Source organism: Paraburkholderia translucens (assembly GCF_020881035.1).
GTDB lineage: Bacteria > Pseudomonadota > Gammaproteobacteria > Burkholderiales > Burkholderiaceae > Paraburkholderia > Paraburkholderia translucens.
Genome location: NZ_JAJITC010000005.1, coordinates 214,335 through 232,092, shown reverse-complemented (window position 1 = coordinate 232,092; position 17,758 = coordinate 214,335). Strand labels below are relative to the sequence as shown.

The window sequence follows — 17,758 nt, the reverse complement described above, 5'->3', positions numbered from 1 at the left end:
CGCCGCACACAGTGCCGACTGCACCGAGTCCCCGTAACCGCTATTCTCCAGGCGATAGGGCCGGACCGTTCAGTTAAAGTTTGCTAAGAAGCGTTAGACGCAGGTGCAAAGCCGGCAGCGCGCCCGCATCAGGCGCCGCCGCGAGTCCCATCCGTGCAAGGTGCGGGTCATTGCACGCTCGAGCCCGCATGCTGATGAAGCGCTTCGCTCACCCAGGACGGCTCTGCAACGCGATCCGCCAGAATCAGCGCATTCATGGAGACTTCGCACCCGGCGCTTGCAAACGCTTCCAGTTGGGGAACGGTTGCTTTGGAAAGAGCGACAGGCTTGCCGGCAAGGATGTTTTCGAATCCTTCCCCGTAGACGTCCCAATGCGCCAATCCGCGCCGGCTCGTGCACTCGCGAAGCACGCGGGTGAGCTCCCGGGCGAAGTCGTGCTCGCCTGCCCAGATCATCACGGGTATCGAGCCGATTGCGAGGCCGTAGACGATCGACAGGTCGTGCTCGATCGAAGCGACGAGTTCGGCGCAGTCCCTGGCCAGCCTCACGGCGTGCTCAGTCTCGCCTTGCAGCCAAAGAATTCGCATGTACACGGCCATGCTCGCGATGCGGCCATCCATTTGTGCATCGTTTACCTTTGCAACGTTCTCCCGCGTGGGGCCAGCTTCGCGGGCGATGACCTTCTCGATCAGCGTTCGCGCTTTCGCCTGGTCGCCGAGGTAGTGGTGTGCAAAAGCGAGATTGCGCCCGGACATCTGATTGAGCGTCGAGTCTCCGAAGCGATCCGCGAATGCCTGCATCGCCTCGGCCAGCGCAAGTCCTTCCACGTATCGACCTGTGACAAGCCGATGCGCATATACGCCCCACAGAATGCGAAATTCCAACGCCTCGTCAGCCAATCGACGGCTCAGGAGGTAGGCACGTTCAAAAGCACGTGCCATTTCGATGGTTGGTCCGCGCGTGTGCCAGAGCGAGTGTCCGTAGGCCACCAGCAGTTCGACGTGCCGCTTGCTACCGGCCTGCTCCGAGCTCTCAACCGCTGCGATGGCGTGTTCGGCCATGCTGAGGAACTCGTGTGGCAGCGACAGATGGAGCCAAAGTGGGGCGGTGGCGATAACGAGGTCGATTTCGAGCTCGGGATCCCCGTCCTGATGGGAGGCCCACTCGAACGCCGCGCGGATATCGTCGATTCGCCTGCTGAGCTGGGCCAGCCAATGCGTTTGCGCCTTGCCCTCCCATGCGGCGCCCAGGTCCGCGAAGGTCTCGCAGCAATGTATCGTATGGAGGCGCCTGGTTTCGTTCGCTTCGCCGGCTTCCAGCAATCGAAGGTGTGCGTATTGGCGGGTCGTGTCGAGAAGCCGATACGGGTTGTCGGCATCACCGATGTCACGTGCGACAAGCGACTTGGCGACGAGGCCGCTGATTGCGTCGAATATCGCCGCTTCGTCGATCTGCCCGCAGCTTGCCACCGCAACGGCTTCACGCATGCCAAACGAAGAGCGCATCACCGAAAGCCGGCGCAGGACGTGCTGCTCATGCGGGTCCAACAGCTCGTAGCTCCAGTCAAGCGCCGCTTTCAACGTTTGATGCCGCGGCAGTGCGGTTCGGCGCCCTTGTGTGAGCAGCGCAAAGCGGTCGTCGAGACGCGCGGCGATCGCACGCACGTCCATGTGCGCGACGCGCGCCGCGGCAAATTCGATCGCCAAAGGAATTCCGTCCAGGCGCCGGCAAATGTCGGCCACGGCGCCGATGTTCGAAACCGTGAACTGAAAGGCGTCGTCGGCAGCCTTTGCCCGGTCATGAAACAACGAGATGGCCGGATAACTTCCGGCCTCCTCGATGCCGATCCGTGCACCCGCTTCGGGAAACGGCAGGGCGGAAAGCCGATGCACCGACTCGCCATTCGCGCGCAACGGCTCCCGACTCGTTACCAGAAGGTGCACGCCAGATGCGCCTTGCAGCAATTGTTCCGCGACCTGTGCAACCGCCTCGACGACATGCTCACAATTGTCGAGAACCAGGAGTATTGGGGTGTCGCCCAGTGAGGCAATCAGGTCGGGAACTGGATTGCCGCTGAATACGGCGACGCCGAGCGTCGACGCCACGGTACTGGCGACGCTCGCCTGGTCGGAAACGGGGGCGAAGTTGACGAATAGTGCACGGATACTGGTACGCCCGGAAAGGCGATGCGCGATAGCCACGGCGACCGTGGTTTTGCCGATGCCGCCGGGACCGGCGATGGTCAGTAGCCTGCGTTCGGGAAGCTGGTCGGTCAGACCGTCAATGACATCTTCCCGGCCGATGACCCGGGTGAGGGTCACGGGCAACGCTCGCGTACCTTCATCGGGGGTAGTGGTCGGCGCACTCGGCGCGGCGGCGGTGGCTTGCGTGGCCCTCGTGGAATGGACCGGCACCGCGAGCCGATAGCCGCGTCCATTGTCGTTCACGATGTACCGGCTGTCCGATTGACCATCGCTCAGCGCCTTTCGAAGCGTGGAAACGTGCACACGAAGCGCGCCATCGTCGACCACGCTCTCTTTCCAGATCTGATCGCGCAGTTGACGCGTTGATACCAGTTCACCACCGTGCTCGGCTAGCACGATAAGAATGTCGAGCGCACGACTCCCGATGCGGACTTCGTCGCCATTTCTGGTGAGGACACGCTGCGGAAAATCGATGCGGAAAGGGCCGAAAGTCAGGCTATACCGGGTAACCATCAAACCACCATGCAGGTCAGTAGAAAGGCCATCCGTTACGGCCACAACTAAGTATCCGCTGAATTCTATCACCGCAAAGTCCGATCTCCTGGCTGTGCGGACGGATAAGTGTTCGCCACGTCGATGACAAAAACATGCAGTCTCCTTCGCCGCAAGGACGGAGGCTCAAATCCATCGTTGAGAGCCCACTTGCCAGGAATCGCGCAGAGTCTCGCGCCGCACTGCAGTGTGGGGCGCTTGCCGCGAGATCTGGGCGAAATCCTCGTCGGTGCTTTGGCCGCCGGCGTACAAGGCGTGCCGTTCCATGATTGCGTCCAGTTCACCGGCTTCGGCGAGCTTTTCTCTTCCGTACGCACGGGCCAGCGCCAACACGTGATATGTGATCGCCGCGCCCTCGAAGCGAATCTCGACCATCGATTTGTCGACGAGCTCGCAAACGCAATCCATCACCGCCGAATCGTTGAGCGTGTCATCGCGGGCGATCAGGCACGCGGCTTCAGCGTCGAACGGGTAGCTGAACACGCATAGACGGCGGAATACGGCCCGCTCCCGGCCGCTGAGCATTTCGAAACTCCAGTCCAGCGAGGCTCGCAGGCTTTTATGTCTCTCCTGCGCGGTTCTGAAGCCGCCGCTCAGGTAGAGCAACGGTTCCTTGAGTACGAGCCGTAGAGCTTCCAGCCCAAGAATCGAAGCGCGCCCGGCCGCCAATTCAATGGCCAGTGGGACGCCATCCAGGTGTCGACATATGTCATCGATCAGCCGTCGGCGGTCACCGCTCGTATTCATGTTCTGCCCGTTGGAGAACAGACGTTGCTGGAACAGGCGAGAGGATGGGGAGCGAAGCGTTGCCACAGGCGCATCCTCGACTTCAGGCAGTGCAAGCGGGCCGACGCGATAAACAACTTCACAGGGCACGCGAAGCCGCAATCTGCTGGTAACGAGGAAGCGCAGTTCGGACGTGTAATGGCAAGCGAACTCCAGGAACTGGGCCACGTATTCGACAACATGCTCGGCATTGTCGACGATGAGCAAGCCCTTCGTGCCCGCGAGCATCAGTGCAACGCGCTCGAGGTCCGATTCCTCGCTGCCGAGCGGGATACCATAGCTGGCGGCCAACGCCTGAGCCACGCCGCGACAGGTATTGTGGGTGGCAAGCTCGACGAAGTGAACCGCGGGCTCGTATTGCGCCGACATGCTGCGGGCAAGTTCCCGGGCAATCGATGTTTTGCCGATTCCGCCGGCGCCTGTCAGCGTTAGAACCCGCGTGGTTGGCAGCAGCGACCTGATTTCCGCCATGGCGCTTTCCCGCCCGATCAGGCGGTCTTCCCTCGGCGCCACGCGCGGGTTGACGCGGAAGGGGCGGTCCTGCGCAATCTGGTCAGAGCCGGGTGCGTCGATACGGGGGGCTATCAATTGGTAGCCACGCCGCGGCACCGTTACAATGAACTTGCCATCGCGGCCAAGTGCCTTGCGGATAGAGGAGAGGTGCACATGGAGGTTGTTTTCCTCGACGACCGTATCGGGCCAGACCGCATCCATCAGTTCATTTTTCGTGACGACGCGGCCGGCTGCCAGAGCAAGCACAGCGAGAATGTCGAAGGCGCGAGACCCCAGTTCCAGTTTTTCACCGCGACGGCGCAACACTCGCACGCTGAGATCGACCTCGCATTCACCAATTCGGATAACCCGCTTACCGGAAGGGCATGTCGAGTGGCGGAATATTGTTTGAGTCATGGCGCTTTCGTCCGTGGGCAATCCGGAGGTTCCGGCGTGCAGGTGACTGAATCACTGGTTGTCATGCCGCTTACGGTCGGTGTCGCGAGGATATTAACTGGACTGGTATTTCCGCCTTGTTAACGCCGCATTAATTATTGTTAATGTTTTTGAAAGTGGGGTTTGCAGTATTCGGCCGAGCGGGTGCGAGAGGTCACCACTGACCAAATATGGACGAAACGTTAACGAAATTTAATGAGCGTATGGAAGCTCGTGTTTTCGGGCAGAGCGGATAATCCGAGGTTGGCCGTCGAACCGAACAGAGCGGCATCACAGCCGGAATGCGTCAGCGGCCCGGCTCGGCATCCCCAATATTGCGGTCAAGCTGATGAAAATCTTGTTAGTAGAAGACAACGTGCAGGTGGCCGGCTTCCTGAAAAAGGGTTTGACGGAAGCGGGGCATGTCGTCGATTCCGCGGATAACGGCCGCGACGGAATGTTTCTGGCCATGGGGGGCGGCGCCTACGATGCAATCATCCTCGACCGCATGCTGCCGGGCGGGGTTGACGGACTCGGCATCGTCGCTGCAATGAGGGCAACCGGCAGCAAGGTCCCGGTGCTCATCCTGAGCGCTCTCGATGCTGTCGACGAACGGATCCGGGGTCTCAAGGCAGGCGGTGACGACTATGTGGTCAAGCCGTTCGCGTTCGGGGAAGTGCTTGCCCGACTGGAGGTGCTGATGCGCCGTTCGCCGAGTGAAGCCGTCGAATCGACGCTCAGGTACGCAGACCTGTACCTCGACCTTTTTTCACGCAAGGTGTCGCGCGCCGGGAAAGTCATCGTCCTCAAGCCGCGCGAATTCAAACTGCTCGAATATCTGATGCGGCACGCCGAGCAGGTCGTCACCCGAACGATGCTCCTGGAGAACATCTGGGACTACCACTTCGATCCGCAGACCAACGTAGTGGATGTGCATGTGAGCAAACTTCGGCAAAAGATCGATGCCGGCTTTGAAGTGTCACTTCTAAGAACTGTTCGAAACGCTGGATACATGCTTTCGGCGAATGGATGACGGCGGTGTCGGAATGGAGAGGGAACGGCGGGGAGTCATGGATATCGAAGAATCGGCGGCGGAAATGTTATGGGACGATGGCCTGTTCGTCCTGTCGCGAATCGATGCTGGCGACGGCCGCCCGTCGCGGCTGTCGCTGCGGCCCACGGAGAGTCAGCCCTCCGGTCAGACACGGGCCTTGCTCGAGAACGCCTTTTCGCTTCGGGCGCACCTGGATGGACCGCGTTTCACGCAGCCCGTCGAGTTCGTTCGGGATAGTTCTTCCATTGCGCTGCAACTCGAGGACCCGGGCGGCGTTGCATTGCCTGCACTCGATACGTCCCTGCTGTCATTCGGCCAGATCGCGACGATTGCCGCGAACGCCGCGGCTGCCCTCGAGATGTTGCACAGGAAGGATGTCATACACAAGGACGTCCGCCCGGAGCATCTTCTTGTCAATCCAGCTAACTGGGCAGTGGCTCTGACGGGTTTCGGTCTGTCGACGCGCGTCACTTCCGCTGGAAAGGAGCCGATCCACCCGGTCATGCTCGCGGACGCACTTCCCTATCTCGCTCCCGAGCGCACTGGGCTCGTCAACCGGCCGGTCGACGCTCGCGCCGACTTGTACTCGCTGGGCGTCCTCATCTACTGGATGCTAACGGCTAAATATCCGTACTCCGCTCACTCCCCTGGGGAATGGCTTTACTGTCATACGGCGAGGAGGCCGACACCTCTGCGCGAGCGCGTTCCCGACGTGCCCGAATCGCTTGAAGCCATCGTCGAGCGATTGCTCGCAAAAGCGGCGGAAGACCGCTACCAGACCGCGCGCGGAGTCGAATACGACTTACGTCTGTGCGCCGAACAACTGCGTGCAGGAGACGGCCTCGCCCCGTTCGCCCTCGGAACGGCAGACGCTGACGACCGGCTGCTGATACCAGACCGACTGTACGGGCGGGAAGGTGAATTGAGCGCACTGACTCAGGCTTTCGACCGCGTGGCTCATGACGGTACGACCGAATTCGTGCTGGTGTCCGGTTATTCAGGGATCGGGAAGTCATCGCTGGTTGGAGAGTTTCACCAGACGATGAGCCGCGGGCGATTTGCGTCGGGCAAGTTCGATCAGTACAAGCGAGATATCCCCTACGCGACGATTGCGCAGTGCATGGAGACAGTCGTCGAACAGATCATCAGGGAGGACGAGCGCGAACTGGCGAAGTGGCGCAGGCGCATCCAGGATGCGATGGGACCGCATGGCCGCCTGCTCACGGAGCTCATCCCCGTGCTCGAAGAAATCGTCGGGCCGCAACCGGCAGTCGCCGAATTGCCGCCCCTGGACGCCCAGAAGCGCTTCGTCACTGCGTTGATTCGCTTCATTGGAGCGTTCGCGACACCCGCACAGCCGCTCGTGCTGTTTCTGGACGATCTCCAATGGCTGGACGCAGGCACCATTTCGGTACTGGAAGCGCTCGGCCGTGGCTCCGCTATTTCCCATTTTCTGCTCATCGGAGCCTTCCGTGACAACGAGGTCGGCCCGAGCCACCCTCTCGCTCGCGTGATCAGCAGCGTTCGGGAAAGCTCGGTGCCGGTTCATGACGTATTGCTGGCCCCCTTGGGGGTTGCCGATGTGGAACGACTCGTTTGCGATACCACTCGCGGTGATCCGGCAGAGGCCAGAAGGCTGGCGCGACTGATGTTCGAGAAGACGGGCGGGAACCCGTTTTTTGCGGTCCAGTTCCTGCGCGTGCTCGCCGAGGAAGGACATCTGAAGTTGAACCGTGCTTCGCGCGAATGGGTGTGGAATGTAGAGCAGATCGCGCAGGGAGCTTTCCCCGATAGCGTGGTTGATTTGCTGGTGAAGAGAATCGAGCGGCTGTCTGAACGGGCGCGACGGCTGCTCGTCGATTTCGCTTGTCTTGGCGCCACGTCGGCGACGTCGGTATTGGCGCAGGTGAGCGGGCACTCGAGCGGCGAAGTTGACTCGGCGCTTGGTGAGGCAATCGGGCACGGGCTGGTTTACCGCCGTTCGGACGGCTACGCATTCGTTCATGACCGGATTCAGGAGGCTGCCTACGCTTTACTCGAGGAGGCAGAGCGCGCGCCATCGCATCTTCGTATCGGAGTCCGGCTGGATACGGGAGACGCTGACCCTGAACTCGAACGGAATATTTTCGAGGTCGTCAACCAGTACAACCAGGCGCTCGACGCAATCAGCGACTCTCAGGTTCGTACGCGTGTAGCCATCCTGAACCTCCGCGCGGGGCGTCGCGCGCGCGCAGCGGCGGCCTACGGCACGGCGCTGAACTATCTCACGGTAGGGACCCGGATTTTCGGCGAGGATGCGTGGGAGACCCATTACTCGGAGAAGTTTTCGCTCGAACTCCTGCTCGCGGAATGCACGTTTCTCGCCGGCAGTCCAATAGAGGCGGACGATCGCCTGTGTCGTCTCGAACGATATGCTGGCAACGTACGCGACAAGGCGGCCGTCGCTTTTCTTCGGATCACGCTGCATACCGCCCTGGACAAGATGCACGCGGCAGTCGAAATTTGTTTGAGCTATCTTTGTGAGGTCGACATCGATTGGGTAGCCCATCCGGACAGGGAAGAGGTCGATAGAGAGTACGCAAAGCTGGTCGCTCGGGTTCAACGCGGCTCGATTGCAGAATTGCGTGACAATCGATTGCTCGATGACGAAGCGCTCGATGCGACGCTGAATGTCTTCACAGCCGTTTTGCCGCCCGCATTCTTCACTGACGAAAACCTGGTGTGTCTCGTGCTGACGCGCATGGCGAATCTGAGCATAGCGCACGGCAATAGCGATGCCTCCGCGTTGGGTTTCGCCTATTTGGGAATGGTTGTCGGTCCATTCTTCGGCGACTACGAGAGCGCCCACGAGTTTGGCAAGCTAGGGATGGCGCTCGTCGACGACCGAGGACTCGATCGGTTTCGCGCCCGTGTCTACCTGTGTTTCTCGTATCACGTCATGCCGTGGACAGAGCCGATTCAAGCAGCGATTCCGCTGTTGCGGCAAGCATTCGAAGTGGCAACACAATGCGGCGACCTGACATACATCGGCTTCAGCAGCTGTTGCCTCGTCACCAGTCTGCTCGCCGCCTCTGCGCCACTGGCGGACATTGAGGAGCAGGCAGTCGAACGGCTGCATGTCGTGCGGTCCGCCGGATTCGGGTTGATCGTCGACATCATTAATTCGCAGCTCTCGTTGATTCGCGAATTGCGCGGCGGTGCGCCATGGTTTGGTTCAACCGATTCTGACTATCCGAACGCGAATGCTCTGGAGCAGCACTTCGAGGGCAATCGGGCACTCGATATCGCCGCGTGCTGGTACTGGATTCGTAAACAGGAGGCGCGCTACCTGGCCGGCGACATCGCAGGTGCGAAGGAGGCGGCGAACAAGGCAGCTCCCTTGTTGTGGACGACATGGGGACATCAGGAACTCGCCGTTTACCACTTCTTTTCCGCGCTGACGTGGCTCCATGACAGGGATACCCACTCAGCGCAAGCCGACGTCCTCGCTGACGCAAAGCTTGCCGAGCACGTGAACAAGCTCCGCGGCTGGGCCTTGAACGGTCCGGCGAACTTCGCCGCGCGTGCAGCGCTGGTCGAAGCAGAGGTCGCACGCGTGCGCGGTAACGCTTTTGAAGCCATGCGGCTATACGAGCAAGCCATCGAACATGCAAAGGCGCACCGATTGCTGCATCTCGAGGGGCTCTCTAGCGAGATAGCCGGACGGTTCTATGCCAACCGCGGCTTCGCGACCATTGCCGCGGTGTACTTGCGCAATGCCCGATCGGCCTACCTGAACTGGGGAGCAACGGCGAAGGTGAGAATGCTCGAGGCGGAACACTCTGATCACAGGGCGAACGAGCCGGGAGGTTCATTGTCAGGTGCCGTGGAAAGTCGGCTGGAAATGGAAACGGTCGTGAAGGCGTCACAGGCGATATCGAGCGAAAGGGTGCTCGACAGTCTGATGAATACACTGATGACCATCGTTCTCGAGCACGCGGGCGCGCGGCGCGCGCTGCTCATTCTTCCGCACGAAGAGCAGCTTTACATCGAAGCCGAGGCCAACGAGGGAGGCAACGTCCGCGTGGAGCGGCGAACGGCCTCGCCGCGCAACTTGCCGCTCTCCCTGCTTCACCATTGTCTTCGCACCCACGAAACGCTGCTTGTCGATGATGCGACGACGGAGAACCCGTTCGCCTCTGACGAGTATTTCAGTGGCAAACGCTCACGCTCCATGCTCTGTTTACCTCTCATCAAGCAGACGAGACTGGTCGGCGCGCTATATCTCGAGAACGAGCTCGCGCCCGGCGCATTCACGCCGCCGCGCATGGCGGTGCTCAAGTTGCTGGCGTCCCAGGCCGCAATTTCTATCGAGAACGCGAGCCTGGAGCAGGTCGAAGCGCTCCTCGAGGAAAAGGACGCCTTGCTGAAGGAACTGCACCATCGGGTGAAAAACAATCTGCAGCTGATTAGCAGCCTCCTCAATCTTCAAGCAGCTCGTGTGCAGGATAAGGCCGTGGCGGAGCTGTTTCAGGAGAGCCGGAACCGCGTGCGCTCCATGGCGATGGTCCATGAAAATCTGTATCGTGCGGGCAACTTCGCGCGAATCGACATGGCGCCTCATATCAGAAACCTGTGCGCGCACCTGTCGCGCGTATACGAACTGAGTCAATCGAATGTCATCCTCGACGTTGTCGTTGACGACGTTCAGCTCGACATGAATCGCGCGATAGGATGCGGCATGATCGTCAACGAGCTTGTTTCGAATGCACTCAAGCATGCGTTTCCGGACGGTCGAAGCGGGCGGCTGCGCGTCGAGCTGGCAGAGCAGGAAGACCATTGGTGCCGCTTGAAGGTCGTCGATGACGGTATCGGCTTGCCGACGGAGTTTTCACTTGAGCATGCCGAATCCCTGGGACTGCAGCTCGTATTCGACCTTTCGCGGCAACTCCACGGGTCGATCGAGGTGAGTCGCGGGAGAGGGACGGCCTTTGAGATCGATTTCAGACTTCAGCAATCGGGCGGCCAATAACATGTCTTCTGCGCGAATTCTGATTGTCGAGGACGACCGGGTGGTCGCTCGTGACATTGCCCAACAAATGACTCGCTGCGGGCACGTCATCATAGGTTGCGTGACGACCGGCGAGGACGCGATAACCGTTGCCGCGAAGGAAAAGCCAAGCCTTGTCCTCATGGATGTGCGCCTCGAGGGAAAGCTGGACGGCATTGATACGGCTCGTCAGTTGCGCGAGTCGCATAGTTTGCCCATTGTGTTTCTGACGGCCTATGCCGATGAGGAAACGGTCCGGCGCGCCACGGTGACCGAACCATTCGGTTACGTCCTGAAGCCGTTCGACGATTTGCAACTGCGCACGGCTGTCGAGATGGCTCTCTATAAGCACGATGCTGAGCGCCGGTTGCGCGAGAGCGAGCAGCGTTATGCGGTTACGCTGGACTGCATCGGCGATGGCGTCATTGCGACTGACTGTATGGGGCACATTACGCTCATCAATCCCGTCGCCGAGGCGTTGACAGAGTGGTCGCGGGAAGAAGCTATCGGGCAGCCGCTCGAGAAAGTCTTCCGGCTAATCGACGAGGACACGAATGCGCCAATGGAATTCGGCGTGTCAGCATCCCTGGGCGAGGGCGGCTTCGTTTCTTTTCCTCCGAAGACGATGCTTGTCGGTAGAGCAGGGCGTAGGGTGCCTGTTGAAAATCGCGGAACGCCGATTGTGAACGACGCGGGAAACGTCATTGGCATGGTGTTCGTTGTGCGTGACGCTACCGCGTCACGTCAGGCAGCCGAAGCGGAAATCCTGCGTGAGACCAATGAGCGGCTGGACGGCGCGATGCGCGGCTCCAAGGTCGGGGTGTGGGCCATCGAGGTCTCGGGCGAAGAGGGCCGGCATTTGTCGCTGAAGTGTTGGAACATCCTCGCATGGTTGGGTTACACAGAGGCGGACGCCGCTCCCAGCATCGCGCGCGTGATGGAGGTCATCCACCCGGAAGACAGGAAACGCCTTGGCGACGCGTTTTGGCGGTGCAGTCAGGAACCGGGCGGGCTATTTGGCATTGAGCACCGCGTGCTTCACCGCGACGGTTCCTGGCGATGGGTGTTGACGCGTGGCGCGGGTCCCCGGTCTTCCGGCGACCCGGCGACGCGCGTCTCCGGAACCATGGTCGATATTACGGACTTGAAGCGTGCAGAACTCGCACTGCGAACCAGCGAGGAGCGCTTCCGTGGAACCTTTGAAAACGCAGCAGTGGGCATTGTTCATTGCGACCAGAGCGGCCGGTTCCTCCGCGTCAATCAGCGCTATTGCGATATCGTTGGCTACAGTCGTGAAGAATTGCTCTCCATGACGTTCATGGATGTCACGGCGGCTGACAGTGTTCCAAAGGCCATTAGTCATTTCAAGAAACTGCTCAATAACGACTTCTCGCATTACACGGAGGAAAAAGTCAATACACGGCGCGACGGGTCGCGCGTGTGGGTCAGTGTGACGGTGTCGTTACAGCGTGATTCCAGCCAGCAATTTCAGCATAGCATTGCGATCATCCAGGACATCTCGGCGCGCAAAGCGCTCGAGGAGACGGTGCGTGTTGCCCGGGACGAGGCGGAGTCGGCGAACAAGGCGAAGGACCAGTTCCTCGCTAACATCAGCCATGAACTCCGGACCCCATTGAACTGCATTCTCGGATATACGCAGGTTCTGCGGCGCGATGACAACCTGAGCGTTCGTCAAAAGTCGCACGTTTCGCTGATTGAGCAAAGCGGGTCGCATCTGGTCACGTTGATTAATGATTTGCTCGACTTCGCGCGTGTCGGCGCCGGTCGAATCAACCTGCAGCAGAACGAGCTTCGGCTCGCGCCGTTCCTCGAAATGCTTGCGGAGATGGTTGGCGTGCGGGCTGGTGAGAAGGGGCTCGCGCAGATTTGTGCGGTTGCGCCAAACTTGCCGGCAGTGATTCGCGTCGACGAGAAGCGATTGCGACAGGTGCTGCTCAATCTGCTTTCCAACGCCGTGGAATTCACGGACGCGGGACAGGTGGCATTCTCGGTGAAGCTGGTCGGCAGCAACCTGTTGAGGTTTGAAGTGAAAGATACCGGGATTGGCATCAAGCGTGACCAACTCGAGCGAATCTTCCAGCCATTCGAACAGGTGGGTGACAGCGAGCGCGGGAGCGCCGGGCTGGGACTGGGGCTTTCCATCAGCCAGCACCTGGCCCGTCTCATGGGGAGCGACATTCGCGTCGAGAGTGAATATGGGCGCGGAAGTCGATTCTGGTTCGACCTTGCGATTGAGTGTCCCGCTCACGAACCGTCGGTGCGTGACGACGCCGATGATCGACAAGGCTCACGCGACGAATGCCTGGTGTTTGCCGGACGTGACGGTGCGCACCCCGCAATTGAACAGGTGGCCGAGCGTTCGCGCCGGATTGGCGCCCCCCTATCCGACGCCGAAGCGGTCTCATCGTTGGTTCTGCCGCCGCGTGCGAGCATGGAAGTGTTGCACGATCTCGCGCGCAGAGGTTCGATGCGGGAAGTCATACGACAGGTCGAGTCGCTTCGGGCGAGCGACACCCGCTACACGGAATTCGCCAGCAGGGTGCGCAACCTTGCGGAAAGCTTTGAGTCGCGAGAACTGCTCGTGCTCATCGAGAAACACCTGAACGGAAGTTAGTGCACATGTCGGATGAGTTCGAGAAAAATCCGCCCGTAGTCCTGGTGGTTGATGACAGGGCAGCGAACCTGGGCCTGGTCGTAGACTTTCTTGAGGGAGGCGGCTTGCACGTCTCGATTGCCCGGGACGGTGAAGAGGCGCTGAGTCGCGCAGTGCTCGTACGTCCGGACCTGATACTGCTCGACGTGATGATGCCGGGTCTGGATGGGTTCGAGGTTTGCCGCCGTTTGAAAGCGACCCCGGAAACGGCGGACATCCCCGTCATCTTCATGACGTCATTGGCGCACACGGAAGACAAGACCATAGGTTTCCAGGTCGGGGCCGTTGACTACGTCACCAAGCCCTTGCAGATGGAAGAACTTCTCGCGCGAGTGAGAACCCACGTGAAGTTCCGGCGGCTGCAAAAGGTCCTGCAAGAGAGCAATGCACGCTTGCACGACGAGGTGGAGAGGCGGCAGGCCGCCCAGGAGGCGCTGGTCGAGATGATCAGCAGCGTGCGCAACACATCGAATGCGATCGCTCACGATTTGCGAACGCCTCTGACCGAACTCCGTACCCGGATGGAGGTGATGGTTCTCGATTTGAAGAAGAAGGTCGACGCCGACACGCTTGAGCGTCTGGAGGGCTCGCTCGCGGATATCGACCGGGTGATCAGCATCTTTAATGCCCTTCTGCGCCTGGCCGAGATCGACGCGGGGGTCCGAAGGTCGGGTTTCGTTGCCAGCAATGTCGCAGATATCGTTTCCGAGGCGGTCGAGTTTTACCAACCGCTGGGTGACCTTCGAGGGATTGCGCTGTCGCTGACTTGTCCCGCCGAGCTGGAAGCGGTTGTGGACCCGCTGCTGATTGCGCAAGCAGTCGGAAACGTGATCGACAACGGACTGAAGTTCGCCTCTTCGCGCGTGCACGTGACAGTGAGCGAGCGTGAAGGGCTCATCGAGATTCAAGTAGCGGACGATGGTCCGGGCGTTCCTGCTGCCGAGAAGGCGAAGGTAACGGAGCGCTTCTACCGGGGCGATGCGAGCCGGGGCACGCCGGGCGTCGGGCTCGGCCTCGCGCTCGTGAAAGGTGTCGCAACGCTGCATAGAGGCACGCTGACATTGCTGGACAACCATCCCGGACTCGTTGTGAAGTTGACGGTGTCCTGCCGATCCGACTATCGCCTCGAGGGGCAGAACTGAAAGAGATCTGTGGCTCCGGCCCACGATCGCCACAAACTCGTGGTAGAAGATCTCTTTGCGCAACACGCGCATGCGTGCCGTACGCACCCGCTGACGAAGCGCCCACTACGCTCTGCAGCGCATTGACTCAAGATTTTTGCTACCAAGCGCTGGCTGTTGCCTCATGGAATGTGCTACCCGTCAGCATGCTGGAGCTCGGCCAGCCCCCACCACTTGCATCAAACTTTGGCGGGATTTTGAAGCCCATCGTGCGACAGTGGCAACGGGCTTGCGGAAGGACTTTTCCCGCAGACTCTGTTGTGCGCCCCTATGAGATACTTCCTCGTTCACACATGATCCCTGCGCCTACGGCGCATCGACCGATCCAGGCATGCAAGCCCATCCCCTCCGACTCTGCCCCGGCGACGACCTGCGCGTCGCCGTCGAAGACGCACTCCGGCTACGCAACCTGCAAGCGGCCTTCGTCGTACAGGGCATCGGCAGTCTCGGCGTTGCAGCATTGAGGTTTGCTGGCGCGCAGGCACCGACGGAAATTCGCGGCGACCTCGAAATATTGACCCTCGCAGGCTCCGTCTCGCTCGATGGTGCGCATCTGCACATGTCGATTGCGGATGCCCGCGGACAGGTGTTTGGCGGTCATGTGGCACGCGGCTGCACGGTACGCACGACGGTGGAGTTATTGCTCGTGTCCGTTCCGGGGTATTCGTTCGTGCGAGAGCTTGATCCGCGCACGGGTTTTCTGGAACTGCTGATTCGCGGCGACGGCACCCCGCATCCCGACTCCGCCTGATCGCGCGAACGGGACATCTATGTTGTACGGCGAATTATGTCCTTGCCCGACAATCTGGCTCGCGAGCTAGCGGAGCTGGTCCAAGCGGCCGGCTAGCAACCAAAAAAACGCTTGAGATGCAGGCCCTCGCTGGACGACGTCTCGCTGTTGCCTGCCTTAGCGCATTAGCGTCAAACATAACGCAATCCCCGCCCCATATGTTCCAAGCGCACCGACAAACCGCAGAGGATTGGGCCGCGCCATCGTGGGGAACGCAACCAGTCCGAGGACGAGCAAACACCGGCACACGGTCGCCATGACCATCAGCGAGACCGTCACTGCGGACGGTGAACGCGCGCCCAGAAAAAGAAACAGCACGGCGAAGAACGGCGCGTATTCGGCCGTATTGCCATGTGCCCGAACCAGCTTGTGCAGCAGGTTAGCGGGATCTTCGGCGCAGCCCGAAGTGGTGCCGTCCCGGAAACGCATCATCGATACCGACAAGCCGAGGCCGAATAACAACAGCCCCAACACCGCAACACATCCGAGCGCAACGAGGTTCATGGGAACGCGGCTCCTTGCCAGGCAAGCGACGCACACCGGTTTGGCGAATCAGGCGGCTCTCATTCTCGCACGGCACGGCATGCGCAAGCCGCGCGGTTGGACCCCATCAAAACGGCTACGCCGCGATCGTTGCAACACAGATCGCGGCGTAGCGCACTACTCAACCACGTCGACTATCTCCGCACTCAGTCTTCGCGATCGAACTCCGGCAGCGGACGCGTTCCTTCAATCGCGACCGAATGCAGCAGTTCAGGCTTCAGATCTAGCAGACGCAAAATCGTCGGCGCTACCTGCGTGGTCGACACACGCTGGTCGTTGACCTGCCCGGCGTGACGCGCATGGGGCACATACATCACGAGTCCGAGATGGCTGTCGTCGGGGGCATTGCCGCCATGCTCTTCGTCCTTCGATGTGCTCGACGTATAGATGACGCCCGGGTTCGGCTGAACGATGATGTCAGGCGTGCGGCCGCGCGACGGATCGCCGAACCGGTCCGCGAGTTGCGGACCGGAGAGGATGTACGCCTGCGGGCCGTCAGCGCAAATGCCCGGCGCGTTGCAGCTCAGATTGGCTTTCAGCGTCTTCACGGCAGCGGACACCTGGCTTTGATCGCGCAGCCAGATCAAACCGACGTCGTCGGTCTGCACGAAGCCGGTACCGACGAGTCCGGTGCCGTCGTTGAGGTTGCCGCTCGTCGTAGCGTTTTGCCCAAAAGCGCCGCTCGAATCAAGGTAGTTGTTGGCTTCGAGCAATTTGGTCAGCGTATCGCCGTTCTTCACGAGCTTCGAATGATCGGTCGGCGACTGGCCATGCTTGGCGGTGACGATGATCGCCGTCGACGAGTAAAGACCGCGCTGCTTCAGCTCGGACACGATGCGCCCCAACGCGTCGTCGAGATACGCGATCGCGCCGCTGACCTGCGGACCCGGCGTGAAGCTCGCGTCCAGATACCCGCCGCCGTTCGCGACCGTGGCTTTCTGCGCGACGCTCAACGTCTGGAAGTTGGTGCCGAACACCGTCGGGACCGGGGCGCTCGTTTGCCCGGTGGAATCCTTGCCGTCGATTTCATTGATCAGCGATTGCACGTGGTAGTTGTCGAACTTCTCCGTGTGCGTATATGTATCGATGTAATTGGTGTTGGTATCCGGATCGATCGAATTGATTTCGGTGCGCGCAAGATCGTCCACGCCCGTGCCGGACGGTCCGTTGAGCCAGTCGTAGCCCCACGCGTGCTTATCGGCCCACGCGGTGCGCGCGCCGTTCACGTTGCCCTTGATCACTTCGAAGACCGTGTTGGTCTTGATGTAGTTGTGCGGATAGACGGGTTTGCAGACGCCATTGACGAGCGCATGCGGGATCGCCTGCGGATTGAACGCGCCGCCGCCGTTGAGGTGGGTGAGCGCGCCGCCGTTCATGCCGTCGATACCGGTGGTTTCATCGAAGACGACATTCCAGCCGGTCGGGCCGGTGCAATTGCTATCCGACGGCGCATAGAGCGTGCGGTCGTAGGAGACGTCGTAGAAGAGGCCCGCGGACTTCGGCGAGCCGCCCGTCACGAGCGCGGCGAGGCCCGGAAACGAATCCGACAGGCCCGGCGTGTGCGCGTTCGTATAGGTCGTGCCCGACTTCGCGAGCAGTGCGAGATTGGGGCAGGTGTTCGCGCCGATGCAACGCGCAACGTCCTGCTCATGCAGACCGTCGAAGCTGATCAACAGCAAATGCTTGACCGACGCGCGATCGTGATCGCGCCCGTGGTCGTGATCGTCGCCGGCTGCCGCGATTGCCGAATACATTCCGGCGAGCAGTGCGACGGCTGCGCACATTGCACTTTGCTTACGTTTCCATTTTGTGATCGGTTTCATGTCTCGTCCTCTTGTGTGAAAGCCAATTTTGGCGGGACAGATTGGAACCGTAAAAAATGGCATTTGCGTGACCAGCGATTTTTTTTATTCGGTAATGCCTAAATCGTAAGGATTTTTTAAAGGAACGCCGTGATTCATTCGAAGCTCATTCGAGGTGAACCTGAATCGCTTTGACGCATGATCGACGCGATTCTT

9 protein-coding genes are annotated in these 17,758 nt (G+C 60.4%); 5 read left to right on the top strand and 4 right to left on the bottom strand.

Annotated elements, in window-relative coordinates:
• Nucleotides 1–167 precede the first annotated feature (167 nt).
• Both LJ655_RS11165 and LJ655_RS11160 read right to left on the bottom strand, forming a co-directional pair.
• Entirely contained in the window at nucleotides 168–2,717 is a 2,550-nt protein-coding gene (locus tag LJ655_RS11165; protein WP_230561303.1) for an ATP-binding protein, read from the bottom strand.
• A 165-nt stretch (nucleotides 2,718–2,882) separates the two neighbouring features.
• On the bottom strand, nucleotides 2,883–4,451 hold the full coding sequence (locus tag LJ655_RS11160; protein ID WP_230561302.1) for an ATP-binding protein: 1,569 nt from the start codon (nucleotides 4,449–4,451) through the stop codon (nucleotides 2,883–2,885).
• 367 nt (nucleotides 4,452–4,818) lie between these two features.
• Here LJ655_RS11160 and LJ655_RS11155 point away from each other — a divergent pair, with 367 nt between their 5' ends.
• From LJ655_RS11155 to LJ655_RS11135, 5 genes are all read left to right on the top strand, one after another.
• On the top strand, nucleotides 4,819–5,502 hold the full coding sequence (locus LJ655_RS11155; protein WP_230561301.1) for a response regulator transcription factor: 684 nt from the start codon (nucleotides 4,819–4,821) through the stop codon (nucleotides 5,500–5,502).
• Nucleotides 5,503–5,539: 37 nt separating this feature from the next.
• On the top strand, nucleotides 5,540–10,534 hold the full coding sequence (locus LJ655_RS11150) for an AAA family ATPase (RefSeq protein ID WP_230561300.1): 4,995 nt from the start codon (nucleotides 5,540–5,542) through the stop codon (nucleotides 10,532–10,534).
• Complete coding sequence (locus LJ655_RS11145) at nucleotides 10,494–13,187, top strand: hybrid sensor histidine kinase/response regulator (protein ID WP_230561299.1); 2,694 nt, start codon at nucleotides 10,494–10,496, stop codon at nucleotides 13,185–13,187. Before LJ655_RS11150 ends, LJ655_RS11145 begins: the two co-directional genes overlap by 41 nt.
• Nucleotides 13,188–13,192: 5 nt before the next feature.
• Nucleotides 13,193–14,368: a hybrid sensor histidine kinase/response regulator gene (locus tag LJ655_RS11140; protein ID WP_230561298.1), complete on the top strand. Its 1,176-nt coding sequence runs from the start codon at nucleotides 13,193–13,195 to the stop codon at nucleotides 14,366–14,368.
• A gap of 370 nt (nucleotides 14,369–14,738) precedes the next feature.
• Complete coding sequence (locus tag LJ655_RS11135) at nucleotides 14,739–15,158, top strand: PPC domain-containing DNA-binding protein (RefSeq protein ID WP_230561297.1); 420 nt, start codon at nucleotides 14,739–14,741, stop codon at nucleotides 15,156–15,158.
• Nucleotides 15,159–15,314: 156 nt separating this feature from the next.
• Here the strand turns inward: LJ655_RS11135 and LJ655_RS11130 are convergent, their stop codons facing one another.
• Both LJ655_RS11130 and LJ655_RS11125 read right to left on the bottom strand, forming a co-directional pair.
• Complete coding sequence (locus LJ655_RS11130) at nucleotides 15,315–15,701, bottom strand: MAPEG family protein (protein WP_230561296.1); 387 nt, start codon at nucleotides 15,699–15,701, stop codon at nucleotides 15,315–15,317.
• A gap of 185 nt (nucleotides 15,702–15,886) precedes the next feature.
• Nucleotides 15,887–17,563, bottom strand: coding sequence for an alkaline phosphatase family protein (locus LJ655_RS11125; protein WP_230561295.1), 1,677 nt, complete (start codon nucleotides 17,561–17,563; stop codon nucleotides 15,887–15,889).
• Nucleotides 17,564–17,758: the final 195 nt, after the last annotated feature.

Coding starts and splice junctions, on each gene's coding strand:
- LJ655_RS11155 (WP_230561301.1), top strand. CDS start 4,819: ATGAAAATCTTGTTAGTAGAAGACAACGTGCAGGTGGCCGGCTTCCTG.
- LJ655_RS11160 (WP_230561302.1), bottom strand. CDS start 4,451: ATGACTCAAACAATATTCCGCCACTCGACATGCCCTTCCGGTAAGCGG.
- LJ655_RS11165 (WP_230561303.1), bottom strand. CDS start 2,717: ATGGTTACCCGGTATAGCCTGACTTTCGGCCCTTTCCGCATCGATTTT.
- LJ655_RS11140 (WP_230561298.1), top strand. CDS start 13,193: ATGTCGGATGAGTTCGAGAAAAATCCGCCCGTAGTCCTGGTGGTTGAT.
- LJ655_RS11125 (WP_230561295.1), bottom strand. CDS start 17,563: ATGAAACCGATCACAAAATGGAAACGTAAGCAAAGTGCAATGTGCGCA.
- LJ655_RS11130 (WP_230561296.1), bottom strand. CDS start 15,701: ATGAACCTCGTTGCGCTCGGATGTGTTGCGGTGTTGGGGCTGTTGTTA.
- LJ655_RS11150 (WP_230561300.1), top strand. CDS start 5,540: ATGGATATCGAAGAATCGGCGGCGGAAATGTTATGGGACGATGGCCTG.
- LJ655_RS11135 (WP_230561297.1), top strand. CDS start 14,739: ATGCAAGCCCATCCCCTCCGACTCTGCCCCGGCGACGACCTGCGCGTC.